Source organism: Acinetobacter sp. 1130196 (assembly GCF_000588095.1).
GTDB lineage: Bacteria > Pseudomonadota > Gammaproteobacteria > Pseudomonadales > Moraxellaceae > Acinetobacter > Acinetobacter nosocomialis.
Genome location: NZ_JFWX01000035.1, coordinates 25412 through 44652 on the forward strand (window position 1 = coordinate 25412; position 19241 = coordinate 44652).

The window sequence follows — 19241 nt, forward strand, 5'->3', positions numbered from 1 at the left end:
CAATCGGGACGCTTTTTTCTTCTGCTTAGTTAATTCATTAAGCAGTCAATTCTTTTACTGCAGCTACTACAGCTTCAGTTGTAATACCAAAGAATTGGAACAAATCTTTCGCTGGTGCTGACTCACCATAAGTTGACATACCAATTACTTTGCCATCAAGACCAACAAACTTCCACCAGTAGTCAACATGAGCTGCTTCAACCGCAACACGTGCACGGATATGAGCTGGTAATACAGCTGCACGATATGCAGCGTCTTGTTTCATAAACTCTTCTGCACATGGCATAGAAACTACACGCACACCTTCAAGCTGAGCATAAGCTTCCATTGCTAAAGAAACTTCAGAACCAGTAGCAATAATAATTGCTTTCAACTCGCCTTTCTCTTGAGCAAGAACATAACCACCTTTTGCTGCATTCTGAATTTGTTCTTCAGTACGCGTTTGGAATGGCAAGTTTTGACGAGAGAAAATAAGTGCTGTAGGGCCATCTTTACGCTCTAAAGCAGATTTCCATGCAATTGCTGTTTCAACAGTATCAGCAGGACGCCAAGTATTTAAGTTTGGTGTACCACGTAAAGAAGCAATTTGTTCAATTGGTTGGTGTGTTGGACCATCTTCACCTAAACCAATTGAGTCATGTGTATAAACATGAATTACACGTTGTTTCATCAATGCAGACATACGCACTGCGTTACGTGCATATTCCATAAACATTAAGAATGTTGCCACGTAAGGAATGAAACCGCCATGTAATGCAACACCATTTGCAATTGCAGTCATACCAAACTCACGTACACCATAGTACACGTAGTTACCAGCTGGGTTTTCTTGAACACCTTGGCAACCTTTCCAAAGTGTTAAGTTAGAACCAGCCAAGTCCGCAGAACCACCTAATAATTCAGGTAATAAAGGACCAAATGCTTGTAATGTATTTTGACTTGCTTTACGAGTTGCTACAGTTTCAGCTTTAGCATTTGTCTCACGAATAAACGCATCTGCTTGAGCTGAAAACTCTGCTGGTAAATCACCGTTAATACGACGAAGTAACTCAGCTGCTTCTGTAGGATATTTTGCTTGGTATTGAGCAAATACTTCATTCCAAGCTGCTTCAGCTTCATTACCTTTTGCTTTAGCATCCCATGCAGCATATACATCAGCAGGAATAACAAATGCTTCTTCAGTCCAACCTAAAGCTTCACGAGTTAAGGTAATTTCATCTTTACCTAACGGCGCACCGTGACAATCTTCTTTACCTTGTTTGTTTGGAGAACCTAAACCAATAATTGTTTTACAAATAATAATCGTTGGTTTTTGAGTTTCAGCTTTAGCTTCAACTGTTGCTTGACGAATAGCATCAGCATCATGGCCATCTACACGAAGAACTTGCCAGCCATAAGCTTTGAAACGCTCTTCAGTATCATCACTAAACCAGCCTTCTACTTCACCATCAATCGAAATGCCGTTGTCATCATAATAAGCAATCAATTTACCAAGCTGTAAAGTCCCTGCCAATGAACATACTTCGTGAGAAATACCTTCCATCAAACAGCCGTCACCCAAGAAACAATAAGTGAAGTGATCAACTACTTTTAAATCATCTTTATTGAATTGAGCAGCTAAAGTTTTTTCAGCCAATGCAAAGCCAACAGCATTTGCAATACCTTGACCTAAAGGACCAGTCGTTGTTTCGATGCCTGGTGCATAACCATATTCAGGGTGACCAGGAGTTTTTGAATGCAATTGACGGAATTGTTTTAAATCTTCAATTGAAAGATCATAACCTGTTAAATGAAGCAAAGCATATTGCAACATTGAACCATGACCATTTGACAAAACAAAACGGTCACGGTTTGCCCATTGTGGATTAGTTGGGTTGTGATTTAAAAACTCGCGCCAGACGACATCAGCAATATCTGCCATCCCCATTGGAGCACCTGGATGCCCTGAGTTTGCCTGTTGCACAGCATCCATTGCCAATACACGAATTGCGTTTGCAATACGACGTTCGTTTAAAGGGGTCGTCATAGATCAGAATCCAATTTTAATAGATTGATGAAAAGAAGATGATGAATAACCATTCAATGCCGCTATATTGTCTTAAAAAAACGCCTAGGGGTAAACCCCAACACGGTATATTTCTTTATTTTTAACCTTTTCTTGGTTACTCAAAAAACATTTAGCTTCTTAAGCTGTGTAAAACAATACTATTTATGGGTAGTTCTATCCTCAACATTTGTCGAGATACCCCCCTTTGATCAGCATATAAAGTTATATTTATTCTGTTTAATTATAGTCTTTCGCTTCATAGTCGAAATTTTTTGGTTAATATTTAATAAAATCAAATGTTTAAAATTTAGACATTTTTTTAAATTTTTTATATAAAAATAATTAATTTTCATCTAGCTATATCAATTTCCCTGATACTCTTATCAATTAAAACATAGTAGAAATGAAAGAAATTCATGCTTTTTAGTCAGTATGAACTGGTCCTCAAGCTCAAGTCGATGTAACATATTATGTCTTTTTGAAATAACCAAGATAGGACTTTCATGCGCGAGTACGCTGTTTTTACCTCGGAATCTGTAAGCGAAGGTCATCCCGATAAAATGGCCGACCAAATTAGCGACGCTATTTTGGATGCAATCTTAAAAGAAGACCCATACGCACGTGTTGCTTGTGAAACACTGGTAAAAACAGGCGCTGTTGTACTTGCAGGTGAAATCACAACAACTGCGAATATTGATGTAGAAGCTGTAGTTCGCCAAACTGTTAACGGTATCGGCTATCACCATTCAGATCTAGGCTTTGATGGATCAACTTGTGCCGTAATCAACATGATTGGTAAACAATCACCTGAGATTGCACAAGGTGTAGATCGCCAAAAACCTGAAGATCAAGGTGCTGGTGACCAAGGTTTAATGTTTGGTTATGCAAGTCGCGAAACTGACGTGCTTATGCCAGCTCCTATTTCTTATGCTCACCGTTTAATGGAGCGTCAAGCTGAGCTCCGTCGTTCAGGTGCATTACCATGGTTACGTCCAGATGCAAAAAGTCAGGTTACTTTTGCGTATGAAAATGGCAAGCCTGTACGTTTAGACGCAGTAGTACTTTCTACTCAACATGATCCTGAAATTACTCAAACTCAGCTTAAAGAAGCTGTAATTGAAGAAATTATCAAACCGATCATCCCTGCTGAAATGTTCCATGCAGCCACTAAATTCCATATTAACCCGACTGGTATGTTTGTTATCGGTGGCCCTGTAGGTGACTGTGGTTTAACAGGTCGTAAAATCATTGTTGATACTTATGGTGGTATGGCTCGTCACGGCGGGGGGGCATTCTCTGGTAAAGATCCATCTAAAGTAGACCGTTCAGCTGCTTACGCTGGTCGTTATGTTGCTAAAAATATTGTTGCGGCTGGTCTTGCTGACAAATGTGAAATTCAGGTGAGTTATGCAATTGGTGTTGCAGAACCAACTTCTATTTCAATCAATACTTTTGGTACTGCAAAAGTTTCTGATGAGTTAATTATCCAATTAGTACGTGAGCATTTTGATTTACGTCCATTTGGTATTACTCGTATGCTTAACTTAATTCAACCAATGTATAAACAGACAGCTGCTTACGGTCATTTTGGTCGTGAAGGTTCAGATTCTGCATTCACATGGGAAAAAACTGACAAAGTTGAAGTACTTAAAGATGCTGCGGGCCTTTAGGCCCTATATATTAAAAGCCCGCTTAATGCGGGCTTTTTTATTATTTTTTATATTTTGTTAAAATTAAGCAATAAACTTTCCAACACACATTATTTAAAAGTATGTAGCAAATTAAGCACTACTACTGTTTCGTAGTTTTATCACCTTCATTTAGTACATCTAATAAAGTCGATTGGGTAGGTGTATCCTGATGATTTTGTATATAAATATGGACAACTTTGAATACAACAACTACTGCCAAACAAGCCATCACACAAAACATCCATAACCCATAAGGACTACGAATATGATGTGAACCACAATATGGACATGATTTGTCAGTTGATGCCACAACTTTGTCACAACACGCACAATGATATTGATATAGCATAGGTAACCCTCCTTCCCTCACTTCAACCGTTGTTGTTTTAATAGGTTTGCTACAATTTTTAATTTATACATCCTTTATATTTATCCTATGTGAAATGAAAAGAGAATTCAATCTGAATGAACAATGCGTTCATTTTTAAAAACTTTAGTTTATACAATGAGATAAATTAAATATTATTTTTTCTATACTATTTTTCTTATTTTGATATTTTGCTGAATTTGTTAAAATACATGAATAGTTCATTTTCTAGGCCAATCCATGTCACACACCCAACTCATTAATAAAGGTGGCTTTCGTGAAAGAGCCAATAGAAGCCGGAAATATCAACAATCTGAAAACAAGCAGACAGCTCTACCTTCAAACAAGTATCAACCTCAGACGAAGTCAGAAGAAAATTCAACTGTAATAGCTCAAGCTGGAACAGATAATGCTGATTGTTCAAATTAATAATCGATAGAATATTAAAAAAGGCCTAATCATTTAAGATTTAGGCCTTTTATTTTTATATAAGGAATTAATCAATCCTTATTTTTATGTTCAATTTTCTTATGGTCTGGGGTAACTTCTCTCGCTTCGCCATCGATAATGCTGGAGTCACCACGGTATTGATTGCCACCTTGTGAGTTCTGCATATCCTGCATTTGACGCATTAAATCAGCAAATGGGTTTTGACCAGCACCTGCTCCGCCCATGCCACCCATCATTTTTTCCATCATTGCTTGCTGACGCTTTGCAAGTGTTCTCATTGCGATATTACGAAACGCAGTTTGCACGCCTGGAATTAGAATTAAAAGCGCTAACACATCAGATACCACACCAGGCACCATCAATAAAAAACCTGCAAAAGCATATGCTAGTTTTTTAGTTACTGTCGGATCACTGCCTAATTGCCCGGTCATCTGCATTTGTTGTAATTGCGGCATAATACCAGCCGTACTTTTGCGAATAAGCGTAAGACCAATAAAGAAAGCAATAATGAACCAGAAAAACACATACCATCCACTGATGAACTGTGCTACGCCAATCCATACGGCAATTTCAACAATCGCGCCCAGAACCACAATAAGAAGTAAATTCATGTAAAACTTTATCTATCTCAAAAAGAAAATTCATTGCAGTTTTAGCTATCTAATCCATGAACCATTTTCAGTTGAAAATACGGATTAAAGAGCTTGTAGTGAAGCTTAGGCAATGTTTTCTTTTAACCTAAAAACATGGCTAAACCCAAATGCTGCAATACTATTAATAAGACTGATTTAAATTAATAAAATAGCCATACTTTATTATTAATGAGTGCTATAACAACTTTATCAAGTGTTTTTTCTACAAGATTGTAATTTTTTCATAAATTGAGCTCTTTTATTATATGAAATAAGTGGTTTTACATGAAAAGAGATTAGAACTATTAGGTATTTTATAAATCCATGCTATGACTCAGTTCAAATTTTCTTACTTTGAACTGAGCCGTTGTCTACCCAAAAATTCAATAATTTATCCATCCACTGGTTCAAATGGTGTATTTAAAATTAGCTGATAAAATGCAGCATCTAACCATTGTCCAAATTTAAAGCCTACCTGTTTAAAAGTACCTGCATGTGTGAACCCGAGTTTTTCGTGGAGTCCAATACTGGCTTGATTTGTCGCATCAATACAACCAATCAATACATGAATCTGAGCCTCTTGAGCCCGCTGAATTAACGCTTGCATTAAAACTTTACTTAAACCACAGCCCCGATGTTCATGATGAATATAGATACTATGCTCAACCGTATACTTATAAGCCGGAAAAGCTCTGAAAGCTCCCCAACTAGCAAATCCTAATAACTTACCTGACTCATCTACAGCCCCGATTACAGGAAAACTATTTCCGGTTTTTACCGAAAACCAAGTTTTCATTGAATCAAGCGAACGCGGTACATAGTCATACAATGCTGTAGAATTAACAATTGCCTCATTTAAAATCTCTAATATAGCTGCCGCATGTTCTGCTTCATTACAATCAATTAAACGAAAATTAGAATCGAGGGAATAGTTCATGAAGATTCCTTAAGAGCAGACACGAGTTGATTAGAGACGACTAAAATATAGCGAGCGACTTGTGATGAATTATTGCTATATATGACAGGTTGATCTAATTGCATAGCTAAGCAATCCCCTTCGCCCAATGCATAAGAGTTTTTGCCCAGTTGAATATCAATTTGCCCTTCAACTACCCAAATTTGCTGTTGTACTACTTTAGAGCTTTCACTAATTTCATACGTAATTCGAGCATGAGGAGGGAATTCAATTTCAACAATTTGAAATGGTAGTTTTAAATTTGGTGGTGAGACAGTACGGCGAACATATCCAGTTTCCGGATCTTGCCACTCAGCTTGTTCATTTCGGCAAATAAATGGTTGAGGAGATGGACTAGTTGTTTCGTTCGTAAAAATTTTAGTTAAAGGTACTTCTAGACCATTGGCTAGTTTTTCAAGAACAACTGCCGTTGGACTCGTTTCCCCTCTTTCAATTAAAGAAATAGCTGAACGGCTAACTTGGCATCGGGCAGCTAGCACATCCAAAGTATATCCACGTGCTAAACGCAGCTCTCGTATTCGATGTGCAATCCTGATGTTGATATCATCCATCGACCAGACTCAATTCCATATTTATAGATAAGCATTCCATTAAACTAGAATTGTATCAAGTGATCTTAGACCAATTACGATTAAGGTCCAAAAAGTACCTAACAAAATATACATCAGTAGGGTTAGAAATCGAAAAATAACCATTTATATCAGCATTGGTTAAATTACTTATGCAGAACCTTTTTGGCTATGCAACAATACTCTCTAAACTATTTATGTAAGTCTACACATGGCATTGATTATTGGAATTGACCCAGGTTCACGCTTAACAGGTTACGGAATCATTGAAAAAGATGGTAGTAAACTACGTTTTGTCGATGCTGGTACAATCCGAACAGAAACTCAAGAAATGCCAGAGCGCTTAAAGCGTATTTTCGCTGGCGTTGAGCGAATTGTGAAATTTCATGGCCCAACTGAAGCTGCGGTTGAACAAGTTTTTATGGCACAAAATCCGGACTCTGCTTTAAAACTAGGGCAAGCCCGAGGAGCTGCAATAGCCGCCTTAGTTAATTTAGATTTACAAGTTGCAGAATATACAGCCCGTCAAATAAAACAATCCGTAGTGGGTTATGGTGCTGCCGATAAAGAGCAAGTACAAATGATGGTCATGCGTTTACTCAACCTAACTATTAAACCTCAAGCCGATGCAGCTGATGCTCTTGCTGCTGCGATTTGCCATGCCCATGCTTCAGGAAGTATGAGTAAACTTTCTGTCTTGAATGCTTTAGGTGGTATGGCACGTGGACGCAGCCGTTCGAGTAGCCGTAGACGTTAAAGCTTTATTGATTATTTACTACTCGAGTAATTGCCTGATTCATTTCATAAGCTTGTAAACCACGTATTCCGTTTTTTGCCAGTTGGTCCCCTGCCTGAGCATGAAGAGTTACAATCTCATGTAATGCAATACCTTTGTGGAACTGGGCTTTTAAGCTTGTGATCATACCCGCTAATATGTCTCCCATGCCGCCCGTTCCCATACCAGCATTACCTTGGGTACAAATATATAACTTATTCTCTAAAATTAAGCTGCCAGCACCTTTCAGCACCCATTGAGCCGCATATTTTTGTTGCAACGCATAAATAGCAGTAATTCGGTCATTTTCAATTTTCGCTGTAGAACAATCCAATAAAGTAGCGGCTTCTCCGGGATGTGGAGTTGCATAAATATGTGCACCCAATTTTTTAGGTTGTTTGGCAAGAAACCATAGTGCATCTGCATCTAATACAACCTCCAAATGTGAGTCATGATTTAAATAATCGAACCACTGTTGATAGATTTGCTGTGCCCATTCATCACGCCCTAAGCCCATGCCAAAACATACTGCATCAACCTGAGATAAAATCTCTTTAATACTGTTTTCATCGAAATTATTAATGTCACGAAGCATAATATTTGGAGCTCTCGACAAAATAGCCTGATGATGGTTTCGGTGACAAACTACCGTAACTTTGCCTGCTCCTGCATGAAAGGCAGCTTCAGCAGCCATAATGACAGCCCCGCCCATTTGCTCATGACCACCTATCACCAAAACATGTCCATAACTTCCCTTATGACCAAAAGCCAAACGTTTAGGAAGTCTGATATGTGTTGGCGTCAAGTAAGCAAGAGGTTTCAGGTCTTGGTCTACTGGAATTAAATTAATTAAATGAATTTTCCCCGCATACTCTTTACCTTGGCCTGTAAATAATCCAGCTTTAAGCCCTAAAACAGTAAATGTATGATCAACCCTTACAGCACAAGGTAAGACTCGTCCTGTATTTGCATGTAAGCCACTTGGTATATCAATTGAAATTTTTAACCCAGCTTGCTCGTTAAACTGTTGAATAGAATGTTGCCAATAATCATTTAACTCTCGATTTAAACCAATCCCAAATAACGCATCAATATGACAATCAAATGTTCTGTGTACCTCAAAACCTTGATGTATTTGGACATGATTTGCCTTAGCAAAATGGGCAGCATGGTGTAAATCGGCTGACTCGCCCAATTCGGCCGCAAATATTTCAACATATAACCCTGCTTCCTTGAGATAACTTGCTATAAAGTAGCCATCACCAGCGTTATTACCTTGTCCACACCAAACAGCAATATTCTTAATATCTTGGTTTTGAAAAAGTACAATGAGTTGTTGAGTGATTGACCAAGCTGCTTGTTGCATTAAGCCTAATGATGAGTTTTGCGCAGCAAACCAACGTTGCTCCCATGCCTGGATATCTTGGCTATGGTAAACTACTGCCTGCATATTCTTATCCTCTTGCATTTTTCGGTTTTATGACATCTTCCAACACATCACGCATTGCAGTGCAACAAATTGATCCACATGAATTAAAAGCATGGATCAAAGCTCAAGCATTAGACTTGGGTTTTGCTGATTGTGTCATTGCAAAACCAGATGCTCAAGAGCAAATGCCACGTTTTTTAGAGTACCTTGAACGTGGTTATCATGCAGATATGACATACCTAGAAGAAAATTTGGAAAAGCGGGCTGATCCGACTCTATTAGTTCCTGGTACAAAAAGTATTATTTGCGTGCGTATGAATTATTTGGTGGAATCACCAAAGCCAAGATATGTACCTTTTGAACCCAACTCTGCGATTATCGCCCGTTATGCTCGTGGTCGTGATTACCATAAGGTGATGCGAGGCAGATTAAAAACATTAGCTACACGTATCCGTGAAAAAGTGGGAGATTTTGAATCTCGCCCTTTTGCAGACTCCGCACCGATATTTGAAAAATCATTAGCTGAAAGTGCTGGAATGGGCTGGACAGGTAAACATACTTTGCTCATTCATAAAAAGTCAGGTTCTTTCTTTGTCTTAGGTGAACTATTTACATCACTCGACTTACCTTTTGATAAACCTGCAACATCTCACTGTGGTTCTTGTAGTGCTTGTATTGATATTTGCCCAACTCAAGCGATTGTCGAACCTTATATGTTAGATGCTAGACGCTGTATTGCTTATTTAACAATCGAATATAAGGGAATTATTGATGAAGAATTACGTGCAGGTATTGGTAACCGAATATTTGGTTGTGATGACTGTCAATTAATTTGCCCGTGGAATAGCTTTGCTAAGACAGCTTCTATTACTGACTTTAACCCTAGACATGGTTTAGATAATATTAGTCTGCTTGATATCTGGCAGTGGGATGAAGCTACTTTTTTAGCCAATACAGAAGGTAGCCCAATACGACGCACAGGTTATCAGTCATTTAAGCGCAATATTGCTATCGGTTTAGGCAATGCACCGTACTCAAAAGAAATTGTAGATCAGCTACACAAAGGCAAAAATTTACATGACGAAATCGTCAATGTGCATATTGATTGGGCAATTGAACAGCAACTTAATCAACTTCAGCTCTCAAATTAAAAAAATGATGTTTTTTGCCCTATAGCTTTAATACGAATTCTGTATGATTATGTACAGTGAATTAATGCCATCATCATGGATATGACAATGACTCTACGTAATGATTGGACTCGTGAAGAAATCCAAGCTCTATATGAACAACCTTTTTTGGATTTAGTTTTTAAGGCTCAGCAAGTACACCGTGAGCACTTCACTGCCAATACAATTCAGGTCAGCACCCTTTTATCGATTAAAACGGGTAAATGTCCTGAAGATTGCAAATATTGCTCTCAATCTGCACATTACGATTCAAAATTAGAAGCAGAAAAACGTATTGCTGTTGAAAAAGTAATTAGCGAAGCAAAAGCTGCAAAAGATTCAGGTTCATCTCGTTTTTGTATGGGTGCTGCTTGGCGTAACCCACATGAACGCGATATGCCATATGTTTTAGAAATGGTACGTGAAGTTAAAGCATTAGGTATGGAAACCTGTATGACATTAGGTATGCTTAACCAATCACAAGCAGAACGCCTAAAAGATGCTGGTTTAGATTATTACAACCATAACCTAGATACTTCTCGTGAATACTATTCTCACATTATTAGCACACGTACTTTTGATGACCGTTTGAATACTCTGGATTATGTACGCCAAGCAGGTATGAAAGTATGTAGTGGTGGTATTGTTGGTTTGGGTGAAAGCCGTGAAGATCGAATCGGTTTATTACACGAGTTAGCAACCTTACCTATTCACCCAGAATCTGTGCCAATTAACATGCTTGTACCAATTGAAGGTACACCTCTAGCTGATGTTGAAAAACTAGATGTTATTGAATGGATCCGCACCATTGCGGTAGCACGTATTGTTATGCCGCATAGTTATATTCGTTTATCTGCTGGTCGTGAATCTTTAAGTGATTCAGATCAAGCTTTAGCATTTATGGCAGGGGCGAACTCACTGTTTTCGGGTGATAAATTGCTTACCACTCCAAATGCAGGTGAAGGTAAAGACCAAGCATTATTTAACAAACTTGGTTTAACTGCTGAAAAGCCAAAGCCAACTGTTTCTGATTTATCAGTAGATGCAATGAGTGCTTAACAGCATCAAGAATAAAAAAGCCCTGATCATTCAGGGCTTTTTTATTCATACAGAAGTTACTAATATTCCATAAGTAGCATTCAGGAAAGTTCCAACTCGAATAATATCCCTACCTGCTGCATGTGTAACCGATAATTCTTGGCTCAATACATCAAACTGAAAAGATTCAAAAACATCTTGATGGTTTAAAAGCCATAGAATGGTATCTGAAATATTTTCATCTGCGATATAAGTCAAAGCTTTGTAGTCTTTGCTCATGAATAACTCAAATAAAAAAAACAAGCAAATTTTATCTGAGATATTCAAAGCTTAAAAGAAATTTCCTTAGGCCGCTTTAGGGTTCACTAATGAGTGACCTGACAATAAGCTATTTAACGCTTTAGGTGAAAACTCTAAAGAAAGTACATGGCTCTTTAAATTAATCGAGTGTCTACTAATCAATGGCAAAAGCCCTTCTTCAGTTTCTAAAACATACTCATCAACAATATTCAAAATACCTTCCAAATTCGTTGTGCTAGATGCTAAGTCATGACTAAAGACGTCATAAATTGTTTGTAAGTTAAACGTCGTGTTCTGTTCTGTAGGATGTTTAAGTAAATAGTCCTTTAAGAATAAGACTAATTTATGAGCAAAGAAAAAATAATTCGGTTTATAACTGTATTTCATGCTGTTCATGGAAACAAACTCCAGAAGATCTTTTATTGAATCACAACTAAAACACTAGGAATTAAACCTTAAAAAATTCTTAAAAAAATAATTATGTTTATATAAGATACACAAAATAAATTTATTAATAAAAACAAAAAGTTAATCAAACAATATATACACATTTTATAAAGAAAAACTTAACTCAATTAAATTCAATAACTTAAATTAAACTTATTATCAATTTATTTTAAATAAAATAAATTTAATATATTTTACCATGTGGTATAAATCTAAATTACAAATCAATTATTCATTAAAAAATAACCAAACAAAATACATAAAAATATAATGTAATTCTTGTTTTTTAATTTAAAGGTGCTATATTTCCACCGCGTTACTTGATCAGAATAAAAGCACTGAAAAGTAATTAATCTATATTTATAGGATATTTCGGGGAATTCATGAAAAAATTTATTTCTATAGCGGTAGCTTCACTTTTTAATATTACAACAGTACAAGCAGCTGATGGTACGATTACTATTAATGGTCTAGTAACTGATAATACTTGTACGATTGAAACAGGTGATAAAAACCTTACAGTGAATTTACCAACAGTATCATCTCAATCTTTAAAAAATGTAGGAGATGTTGCTGGTCGTACACCTTTTCAAATTAATCTAACAAATTGCGCTTCTGCTGGAAAAGTTGCGACTTATTTTGAACCAGGAGCAACGGTTGATTTTAATACTGGACGTTTATTAAACCAAGCCACTTCTGGTGCAGCTGCTAATGTCAATATTCAACTATTAGGAAGCAATAACGCAGTAATTCCTGTACTTGCTAAAGGGGTTTCCGGTGCACAAGATAACTCTCAATGGGTAAATGTTTCTGCTGGTGGTAATGCGGATCTTAATTATTATGCTGAATATTATGCTACTGGTGTATCTACTGCGGGTACTGTAACTTCGCAAGTAAAATACACGATTATTTATCAATAATTTAAAGCCAGCTTCTATTATTAAATAGAAGCTCTATTTCATCTATTATTTATTATTGAGAATATGACTCATGCTTTTTCGTGGTCGTAAATTTTTTTGGGGAATGGCTTGCCTTCAAGCAGTACTTGCTAGTATAGGACATGCTGAAATAATACTGCATGGTACACGCGTAATATATCCATCGGATGCTCGAGAAGTTAGCTTACAACTAAGCAACAATGGTACAACACCCTCACTTGTTCAAGCTTGGATTGATGATGGAAATTCAAAATCGACTCCCGATGAGTCGAATGTACCCTTTATTATTACACCTCCTATTTCCAGAGTCGAACCCACTAAAGGCCAAACCTTACGAATTACTGCACTACCAAGTGCTTCTCAATTAAATCAAAATAAAGAAAGTATTTTCTGGCTTAACGTATTAGATATTCCACCAAAACCAGAAGGGAAAAAACAAGTAAATAATGAACCACTACCTAATAATTTTCTTCAATTAGCGATTCGATCACAAATTAAATTTTTTTATCGGCCAGCAAATTTAAAAGAAAATATTGATACATTTAGTGAAAAAATTCAGTGGGTGAAAAATGGGGAAATATTGCTTATTAAGAACCCTACTCCCTTCTACATTACAATGAGCTCAATTTTTCAAGAAGTAAATCATCAAAAAATAGATTTATTAAAACAAGGTTTAATGCTTTCTCCTTTTTCAGAAGACCAGATAAAACTTAAAAATAGCAATATAACGAATATGAGCTTTGTTTATATAAATGATTACGGCGGGCGAATTGAACAAACAATAAAGTTCTAAGCTTATTTACCTTTTTTGAAATTTAAACACCTATTTATGAATAGGCACAAAGACTATGTCAGAATGGTTCATACCCAGTACATGCTTTAAAAAGCGCACTAGTTATTATCTAGTATTAAGTATAGCGATTAATGTGCCATTAACTGTATATGCATCAGACAATATGAGTGGGCAAAATATACTAAAAGCTGACTTTGATACTAACTTTTTAGTAGGAAATGCACAGAAAATTGACATTGGTCGATTTAAATACGGCAACCCTATTTTACCTGGTGAATATAGTCTGGATGTATATATTAATGGCCAATGGCTAGGTAAACGAAAGTTTCTTTTTAAAACTACAAATTCGAATGAAAATGCAAAAACCTGTTTTACAGCAGATATGCTTTTAGAATATGGCGTTAAAACAGAAATTATTCATCGGGAAGCCAATAATTTACCTACCTGTAATGATCTAGAAAAATGGGTTAATGATGCTTTTTATCAATTTGATACCTCGCGTCTGAGACTTGATATTTCGATCCCTCAGGTTGCTTTGCAAAAAAATGCTCAAGGATACGTCGACCCACGTTTATGGGATCGGGGTATAAACGCTGCTTTTTTTGCATACAATGCTTCTGCATATCGTATTGTAAGTAATGACCATGAAACAAATCATGCTTTTATGGGTACAAACGTCGGGATAAATCTCTATGACTGGCAATTACGCCATAGTGGGCAGTGGAAATGGCAAGATCATAACGAAATTCCAAAAAAGACTTCTTTCTATACATCAAACAATACATATGCCCAAAAAGCATTTCCTAAGTTTAATAGTGTCGTTACTTTAGGTGATTACTTTACCAATAGTAATTTTTTTGATGCCTTACCTTATCGCGGAATTAACGTAGCAAGTGATGATCGCATGCTGCCTAACAGCATGCTTGGATATGCGCCACAAATTCGGGGTTATGCAAAGACTAATGCAAAAGTTGAAGTGCGCCAACAGGGAAATTTAATTTATCAAACTACTGTTACTCCTGGAAGTTTTGAAATTAATGATCTTTATCCGACAGGTTTTGGTGGTGAACTACAAGTTTCTATATACGAGACGAATGGAGAGATTCAAAAGTTCTCTATTCCCTATGCTTCTGTAGTAGAGATGCTTCGCCCAAAGATGAGTCGTTATTCTTTTACTCTAGGACAATTTAGAGATGCTAATATCAATTTAAATCCATGGCTAGTACAAGGTAAATATCAACGAGGCATTAATAACTATTTAACAAGTTATACTGGGTTTCAGGCAACCGAACACTACCAGTCTTTTCTGATAGGTAGCGCATTTGCAACTCCAATTGGTGCAATTGCAGTTGATGCAACTCAATCGAAAGCTAATTTTGATCAAAAACCAACACTAAAAGGGCAAAGTTACCGTTTAAGTTATAATCGACTATTTACGCCAACGAATACAAATTTAACTTTAGCAACCTACAGATACTCGACCGAAAATTATTTGAAATTAAGAGATTCAATTTTAATTCAAGATTTACAACAACGAAATATTGATAGTTTTTCTGTAGGAAAACAAAAAAGTGAATTTCAGATCACATTAAATCAAAGTCTTCCAAATCAATGGGGCAATTTTTATTTAGTGGGTTCATGGATTAATTACTGGAATCAGCCTAATCGCAATCAACAATTTCAATTTGGTTATAGTAATCAATTTAAAGATTTGACTTACAGCATTTCTGCAATTACTCATGAGCTTGATCTCGAAGATCAACAGACTAGTCACGAAACGCAGTATTTATTGTCTTTGTCTTTTCCACTCAAATTTAAGAAAAACACAATTAATTTTAATAGCTCTATTTCTGAAGATAGCAAAACTGTAGGGATGAGTGGTTATATCGGAAACCGCTTTGATTATGGCACGTCCGTTTCATACCTAGATCAAGGACAAAGCAGTGTAAATATTAATGGTACCTACCGTAGTAATTACACAACTATAGGTGCGTCATTTAGCCAATCCGATGCATATCAGCAGGAAATGATCAATTTAAATGGAAGTGTGGTTGCTCATTCTCAAGGGCTTTTATTTGGACCAGATCAAGTGCAAACCATGGTATTGGTCTATGCCCCCGAAGCCACAGGTGCCCGAGTCGGCAATACATCTGGACTAAACATTAATAAACATGGTTATGCTGTAATCCCTTATGTTACGCCCTATCGCTTAAATGACATTAGCCTTGACCCTCAAGGGATGCCATCAAATGTTGAACTTTCAGAAACAAGTCACCGTATTGCACCTTATGCAGGATCAATAACCAGAGTCAATTTCTCCACAAAAACGGGCTATGCACTTTTTATTAGTACTCAAACTCCTAATGGTGGTCACCTACCATTTGCTGCACAAGTGTTTAACCAGAATAACGAAGTAGTTGGAATGGTAGCCCAAGGTAGTCGTATTTATTTACGTACGCCCCTGTCTCATGATCATCTTTATGTGAAGTGGGGAGAAAGTAATACCGAAGAATGTCAACTTGAATATGACATTCAATCAAAAATCTCACAGGAAAAACAATCAATTATTATGACAGAGGCAATCTGCAAATGAAAAAAATACTTATTCAAAGTGGTTTATTAATCACTAATTTCTTTATTTACAACCAAGCAAATGCAAACTGTACTTTAAGTAAAGGTTTTACTACAGTTGATATTCCAATAACGATTGGCACCATTGTGGTTCGTCCAAATGATCCTGTAGGCACAGTTTTACAAAAGAATACTTTTACCATTTCACCCAATAATTCTACTGCAACGTGTAACCGCCCTGGTGACCAAATTATAGCGGCTCTACCTCTAAATTATCCAATTAGTCCAATAGGCAATAATGTTTACGCCACAAATATACCGGGTATAGGTATTCGAATTTACCGTGAGGCAACTGACTCTTCAAACTCTTCTGTTTATTACCCTTATAAGCTTACATTGACACCTCATACAGCATATACACTTTCGCCAGGCTATATTGTTTTGGAAGTGATTAAAACTGCTACCACTACTGGTTCTGGTGCATTAGTGGCTGGCCGTTATAGTACTTACTATGTAACAGGTCAACAAAATCGCCCCTTCTTAACAACTACAGTATTAGGTAGTTCACCTATTCTCATTGCATCATCATCTTGTGAAATTCAAAATGGTGTAGATACGGTTGTTGAACTTCCGACTGTGACAAAATCAGGCTTTCGAGCTATCGGAACAACTCAAGGTGAGAAAAACTTTAACCTATCCATTCTTTGTAATGGTGGCGAGAATAACTCCGGTATACCTACAAGTAACACATTGAGTTTAAGCTTTGACTACAATTCCGATGCTGCAAACAGTCAGGTTATTAGTAATAGTGCTGCTGAATCAACTAAAGCGAACGGTGTTGGTGTAGAACTTCTATGGAATATGAATGGTGCAAATAGTACGATTCAAAAAGGAAATAAACTAGGTATTGGTACTATAGGCTCCAACCAAACAGTTCAATATGATGTGCCATTAACTGCACGTTACTACCAAACTGCTGCCAATGTAACGGCGGGAGAAGTCAAAGCTAATGCCACCGTCACGATTCAATATGATTAGAGGCAATTTCATTCTTTCTGACTACTGAATCTTAAGAAGAGGTAGTTAGATACGTTGAAGAATAAAGTTATTTTGACTAATTTTTAACTAATACTAAAAGAATCATTTTTTGATATAAATTATTTTTTAAATTTTACTAACAAATAAATTAAAAAAATGCTCATAAGCGAATAAAGCCAATGAGCATTAGTGATAACCACTTAACCTGAAATACAAATTGTGGGAAATAGATCACAATTTGCATGACTATAATTTCAAAATTTAGCTTAAATATCAAGTCTTTTTTTTAACAAAAGTTTGATAAAACTATTTAACCAGTTAATTTTAAACAAAAATTAATTAAAAATAAAATTTAGAATCCCTATTCTACAGACTTTCTAAAGAATTATCATTCGATTAATTAAGAAAATATGAATTTTATAGAGATTAATGTGCAGTAAAATTAAAAAGTGGTTTAGGTAGAATGTTTGAGTTAAAGCCCTAACTTCAAATTATGTAATTCTCTGAACTATAAAGCTTTACATAACCTATAAGAAAAAAAACATAAACAAATCGGGAAATATTCTTCAATTACAGCCTAAATCCCAGTTTTTATTACAAAACAGCATGCTTATTTTTTGGAAAATCTTTTGTATTTTATTATTAAGTTTAGGGGCTTTCGGAGTTGGTTTAGGTATTAGTCATTTAGACTTTTTCTTATTTTTTATTGGGATACTTTTTCTATTGTGTTTTTTTCTAGCCCTAAAGCAAGCGCGTGAAGATGCAGGGATTTTCCCGGATGAATAAAAATTTCTTTTGATCCTAGACAGTATCGTGGACAACAAATCCCTCTAAATTCTTAAAATATTTCTTCTCAAAGGCTTCAGGGCTTAACCAGCCATTTGCAGAATGTCTTCTGACCCGATTGTAATAAATCTCAATATAGTCAAACAAGACAGCATTCGCTTCTTTTCGAGTGGCAAACACACTGCCATGGACCACATGACCTTTCAATGTATGAAAGAAGCTTTCAGTCACTGCATTATCCCAACAGTTTCCACGTCTAGACATACTCTGAGTACAATCATTTGTCAGTAACAGCGCTCTAAAATCACGACTACAGTACTGTGAACCTTGGTCCGAATGAACCATAACACCAGTTGGATACCCCTGACGAGCCATTGCATAGTTAAACGTATCACACACCAACTGGCGGTCTATTCGATGGCTGGTTTGCCACCCCACGATACGACGACTAAATAGATCCAGCATCACACATAAATACAGCCAACCTTGCTTGGTACGGATATAGGTAATATCCGTTGTCCAAACCTTGTTAGGCTGAATGACTGTAAATTGACGCTCTAACAGATTGGGTGCTGTAGGCAAACGATGGTTTGAATCAGTCGTATGCTTGTATTTACGCGCAATCCTGCTGCGTAAACCCAGATTTTTCAGCATTCTTCCAACAGTGCGTTCACTCATGCTGTAACCTAAATCATGCATGTCATGTACCAATGAAGGTGCACCCAATCGTGCATGATGCTGCCAATATACGGCTTTTAAATCATTATATTTCTCTACCGTATTGGCCTGACGTTTTCGCCAGGCATAATAGCCTGAAGTGCTGACACCTAGGTATTTACAGGCAGAAGATACCGTGACTTCATTCATATCTAGATCTTGAATTACCGTGTACTTTTCTTGGCATGATCTGTTAGAAAGTACACATGCGCTTTTTTTAAGATGTCATTGGCTTCCTTGAGCTGTTTGACTTCTTTCTCTAATTCCAAGATCCGCTGTTGTTCTGGTGAAAGTTGACGTTTGCTTGAACCCACTGGATTGGTTTCACGAATCCATTTGTCTAAAGTTGAATAACCCACACCTAATTTCTGGGCGATTGCAGCTATAGGCTCGTGTGAGTTTGAAAGTGCATAATCAATTGCTTGCTGTTTAAATTCAGCACTAAAACGTTTGGCCATTTCTTGGATCTCCAAAGTTAACGTTACGTTATCTTTAGAGGGAAGTACTG

Annotated in this window: 19 protein-coding genes; 10 read left to right on the forward strand and 9 right to left on the reverse strand. The window is 36.7% G+C overall.

Annotated features, from left to right (window positions below; all coding sequences use genetic code 11):
• Positions 1-37 precede the first annotated feature (37 nt).
• Entirely contained in the window at positions 38-2026 is a 1989-nt protein-coding gene (gene tkt / locus J671_RS19390) for a transketolase (protein ID WP_004887520.1), read from the reverse strand.
• 524 nt (positions 2027-2550) lie between these two features.
• Between tkt and metK the strand changes: the two genes are divergently transcribed.
• Entirely contained in the window at positions 2551-3717 is a 1167-nt protein-coding gene (gene metK / locus J671_RS19395) for a methionine adenosyltransferase (RefSeq protein ID WP_002049844.1), read from the forward strand.
• Between the two features lie 121 nt (positions 3718-3838).
• Here metK and J671_RS26080 read toward each other — a convergent pair whose 3' ends face one another.
• On the reverse strand, positions 3839-4087 hold the full coding sequence (locus J671_RS26080; RefSeq protein ID WP_004702072.1) for a hypothetical protein: 249 nt from the start codon (positions 4085-4087) through the stop codon (positions 3839-3841).
• 258 nt (positions 4088-4345) lie between these two features.
• Between J671_RS26080 and J671_RS19400 the strand changes: the two genes are divergently transcribed.
• Positions 4346-4534 carry a hypothetical protein gene (locus tag J671_RS19400; protein WP_002050045.1) on the forward strand — a complete coding sequence of 63 codons (189 nt, stop codon included), beginning with the start codon at positions 4346-4348 and terminating at the stop codon, positions 4532-4534.
• Between the two features lie 71 nt (positions 4535-4605).
• On the opposite strand, the gene J671_RS19405 is transcribed toward J671_RS19400, so the two are convergent.
• The 3 genes from J671_RS19405 to J671_RS19415 all read right to left on the reverse strand — a co-directional run bounded on the left by J671_RS19405 (position 4606) and on the right by J671_RS19415 (position 6714).
• On the reverse strand, positions 4606-5166 hold the full coding sequence (locus J671_RS19405) for an FxsA family protein (RefSeq protein WP_004887522.1): 561 nt from the start codon (positions 5164-5166) through the stop codon (positions 4606-4608).
• Between the two features lie 412 nt (positions 5167-5578).
• The gene (locus J671_RS19410; protein ID WP_004709178.1) at positions 5579-6124 is read right to left on the reverse strand and encodes a GNAT family N-acetyltransferase; all 546 of its coding nucleotides are present in this window, start codon (positions 6122-6124) and stop codon (positions 5579-5581) included.
• Positions 6121-6714: a helix-turn-helix domain-containing protein gene (locus J671_RS19415; protein WP_004887524.1), complete on the reverse strand. Its 594-nt coding sequence runs from the start codon at positions 6712-6714 to the stop codon at positions 6121-6123. Before J671_RS19415 ends, J671_RS19410 begins: the two co-directional genes overlap by 4 nt.
• Positions 6715-6943: 229 nt before the next feature.
• Here J671_RS19415 and ruvC point away from each other — a divergent pair, with 229 nt between their 5' ends.
• Positions 6944-7489, forward strand: coding sequence for a crossover junction endodeoxyribonuclease RuvC (ruvC, locus tag J671_RS19420; protein WP_002050094.1), 546 nt, complete (start codon positions 6944-6946; stop codon positions 7487-7489).
• A gap of 4 nt (positions 7490-7493) precedes the next feature.
• Here ruvC and J671_RS19425 read toward each other — a convergent pair whose 3' ends face one another.
• Positions 7494-8957, reverse strand: a complete 1464-nt coding sequence (locus tag J671_RS19425) for a bifunctional ADP-dependent NAD(P)H-hydrate dehydratase/NAD(P)H-hydrate epimerase (protein WP_004887526.1) — start codon at positions 8955-8957, stop codon at positions 7494-7496.
• A 29-nt stretch (positions 8958-8986) separates the two neighbouring features.
• Between J671_RS19425 and queG the strand changes: the two genes are divergently transcribed.
• The gene (gene queG / locus J671_RS19430; RefSeq protein ID WP_004887528.1) at positions 8987-10087 is read left to right on the forward strand and encodes a tRNA epoxyqueuosine(34) reductase QueG; all 1101 of its coding nucleotides are present in this window, start codon (positions 8987-8989) and stop codon (positions 10085-10087) included.
• A gap of 87 nt (positions 10088-10174) precedes the next feature.
• Positions 10175-11164 carry a biotin synthase BioB gene (gene bioB / locus J671_RS19435; RefSeq protein WP_002049782.1) on the forward strand — a complete coding sequence of 330 codons (990 nt, stop codon included), beginning with the start codon at positions 10175-10177 and terminating at the stop codon, positions 11162-11164.
• Positions 11165-11209: 45 nt separating this feature from the next.
• Here the strand turns inward: bioB and J671_RS19440 are convergent, their stop codons facing one another.
• Together J671_RS19440 and J671_RS19445 are read right to left on the reverse strand one after the other, a co-directional pair.
• Positions 11210-11422: a hypothetical protein gene (locus J671_RS19440; protein WP_002050123.1), complete on the reverse strand. Its 213-nt coding sequence runs from the start codon at positions 11420-11422 to the stop codon at positions 11210-11212.
• Positions 11423-11488: 66 nt separating this feature from the next.
• Complete coding sequence (locus J671_RS19445) at positions 11489-11839, reverse strand: hypothetical protein (RefSeq protein WP_002049957.1); 351 nt, start codon at positions 11837-11839, stop codon at positions 11489-11491.
• A 434-nt stretch (positions 11840-12273) separates the two neighbouring features.
• On the opposite strand from J671_RS19445, the gene J671_RS19450 reads away from it, so the two are divergent.
• From J671_RS19450 to J671_RS25365, 5 genes are all read left to right on the forward strand, one after another.
• The gene (locus J671_RS19450) at positions 12274-12810 is read left to right on the forward strand and encodes a fimbrial protein (RefSeq protein WP_031983123.1); all 537 of its coding nucleotides are present in this window, start codon (positions 12274-12276) and stop codon (positions 12808-12810) included.
• Between the two features lie 70 nt (positions 12811-12880).
• Positions 12881-13621 carry a molecular chaperone gene (locus tag J671_RS19455; protein ID WP_004887533.1) on the forward strand — a complete coding sequence of 247 codons (741 nt, stop codon included), beginning with the start codon at positions 12881-12883 and terminating at the stop codon, positions 13619-13621.
• Positions 13622-13676: 55 nt separating this feature from the next.
• Positions 13677-16214 (forward strand): fimbria/pilus outer membrane usher protein, encoded by a 2538-nt coding sequence (locus J671_RS19460; RefSeq protein ID WP_020992220.1) that lies wholly within the window; start codon positions 13677-13679, stop codon positions 16212-16214.
• Positions 16211-17230, forward strand: a complete 1020-nt coding sequence (locus J671_RS19465) for a fimbrial protein (protein WP_004887537.1) — start codon at positions 16211-16213, stop codon at positions 17228-17230. Before J671_RS19460 ends, J671_RS19465 begins: the two co-directional genes overlap by 4 nt.
• Before the next feature lie 606 nt (positions 17231-17836).
• Positions 17837-18016, forward strand: a complete 180-nt coding sequence (locus J671_RS25365) for a hypothetical protein (protein ID WP_002049890.1) — start codon at positions 17837-17839, stop codon at positions 18014-18016.
• Between the two features lie 15 nt (positions 18017-18031).
• Here the strand turns inward: J671_RS25365 and J671_RS19475 are convergent.
• A protein-coding gene (locus tag J671_RS19475) for an IS3 family transposase (protein ID WP_085945698.1) occupies positions 18032-19191 on the reverse strand; the annotation gives its coding sequence in 2 pieces (ribosomal slippage) (positions 18032-18957 and positions 18957-19191; 1161 coding nt in all).
• Positions 19192-19241 lie beyond the last annotated feature (50 nt).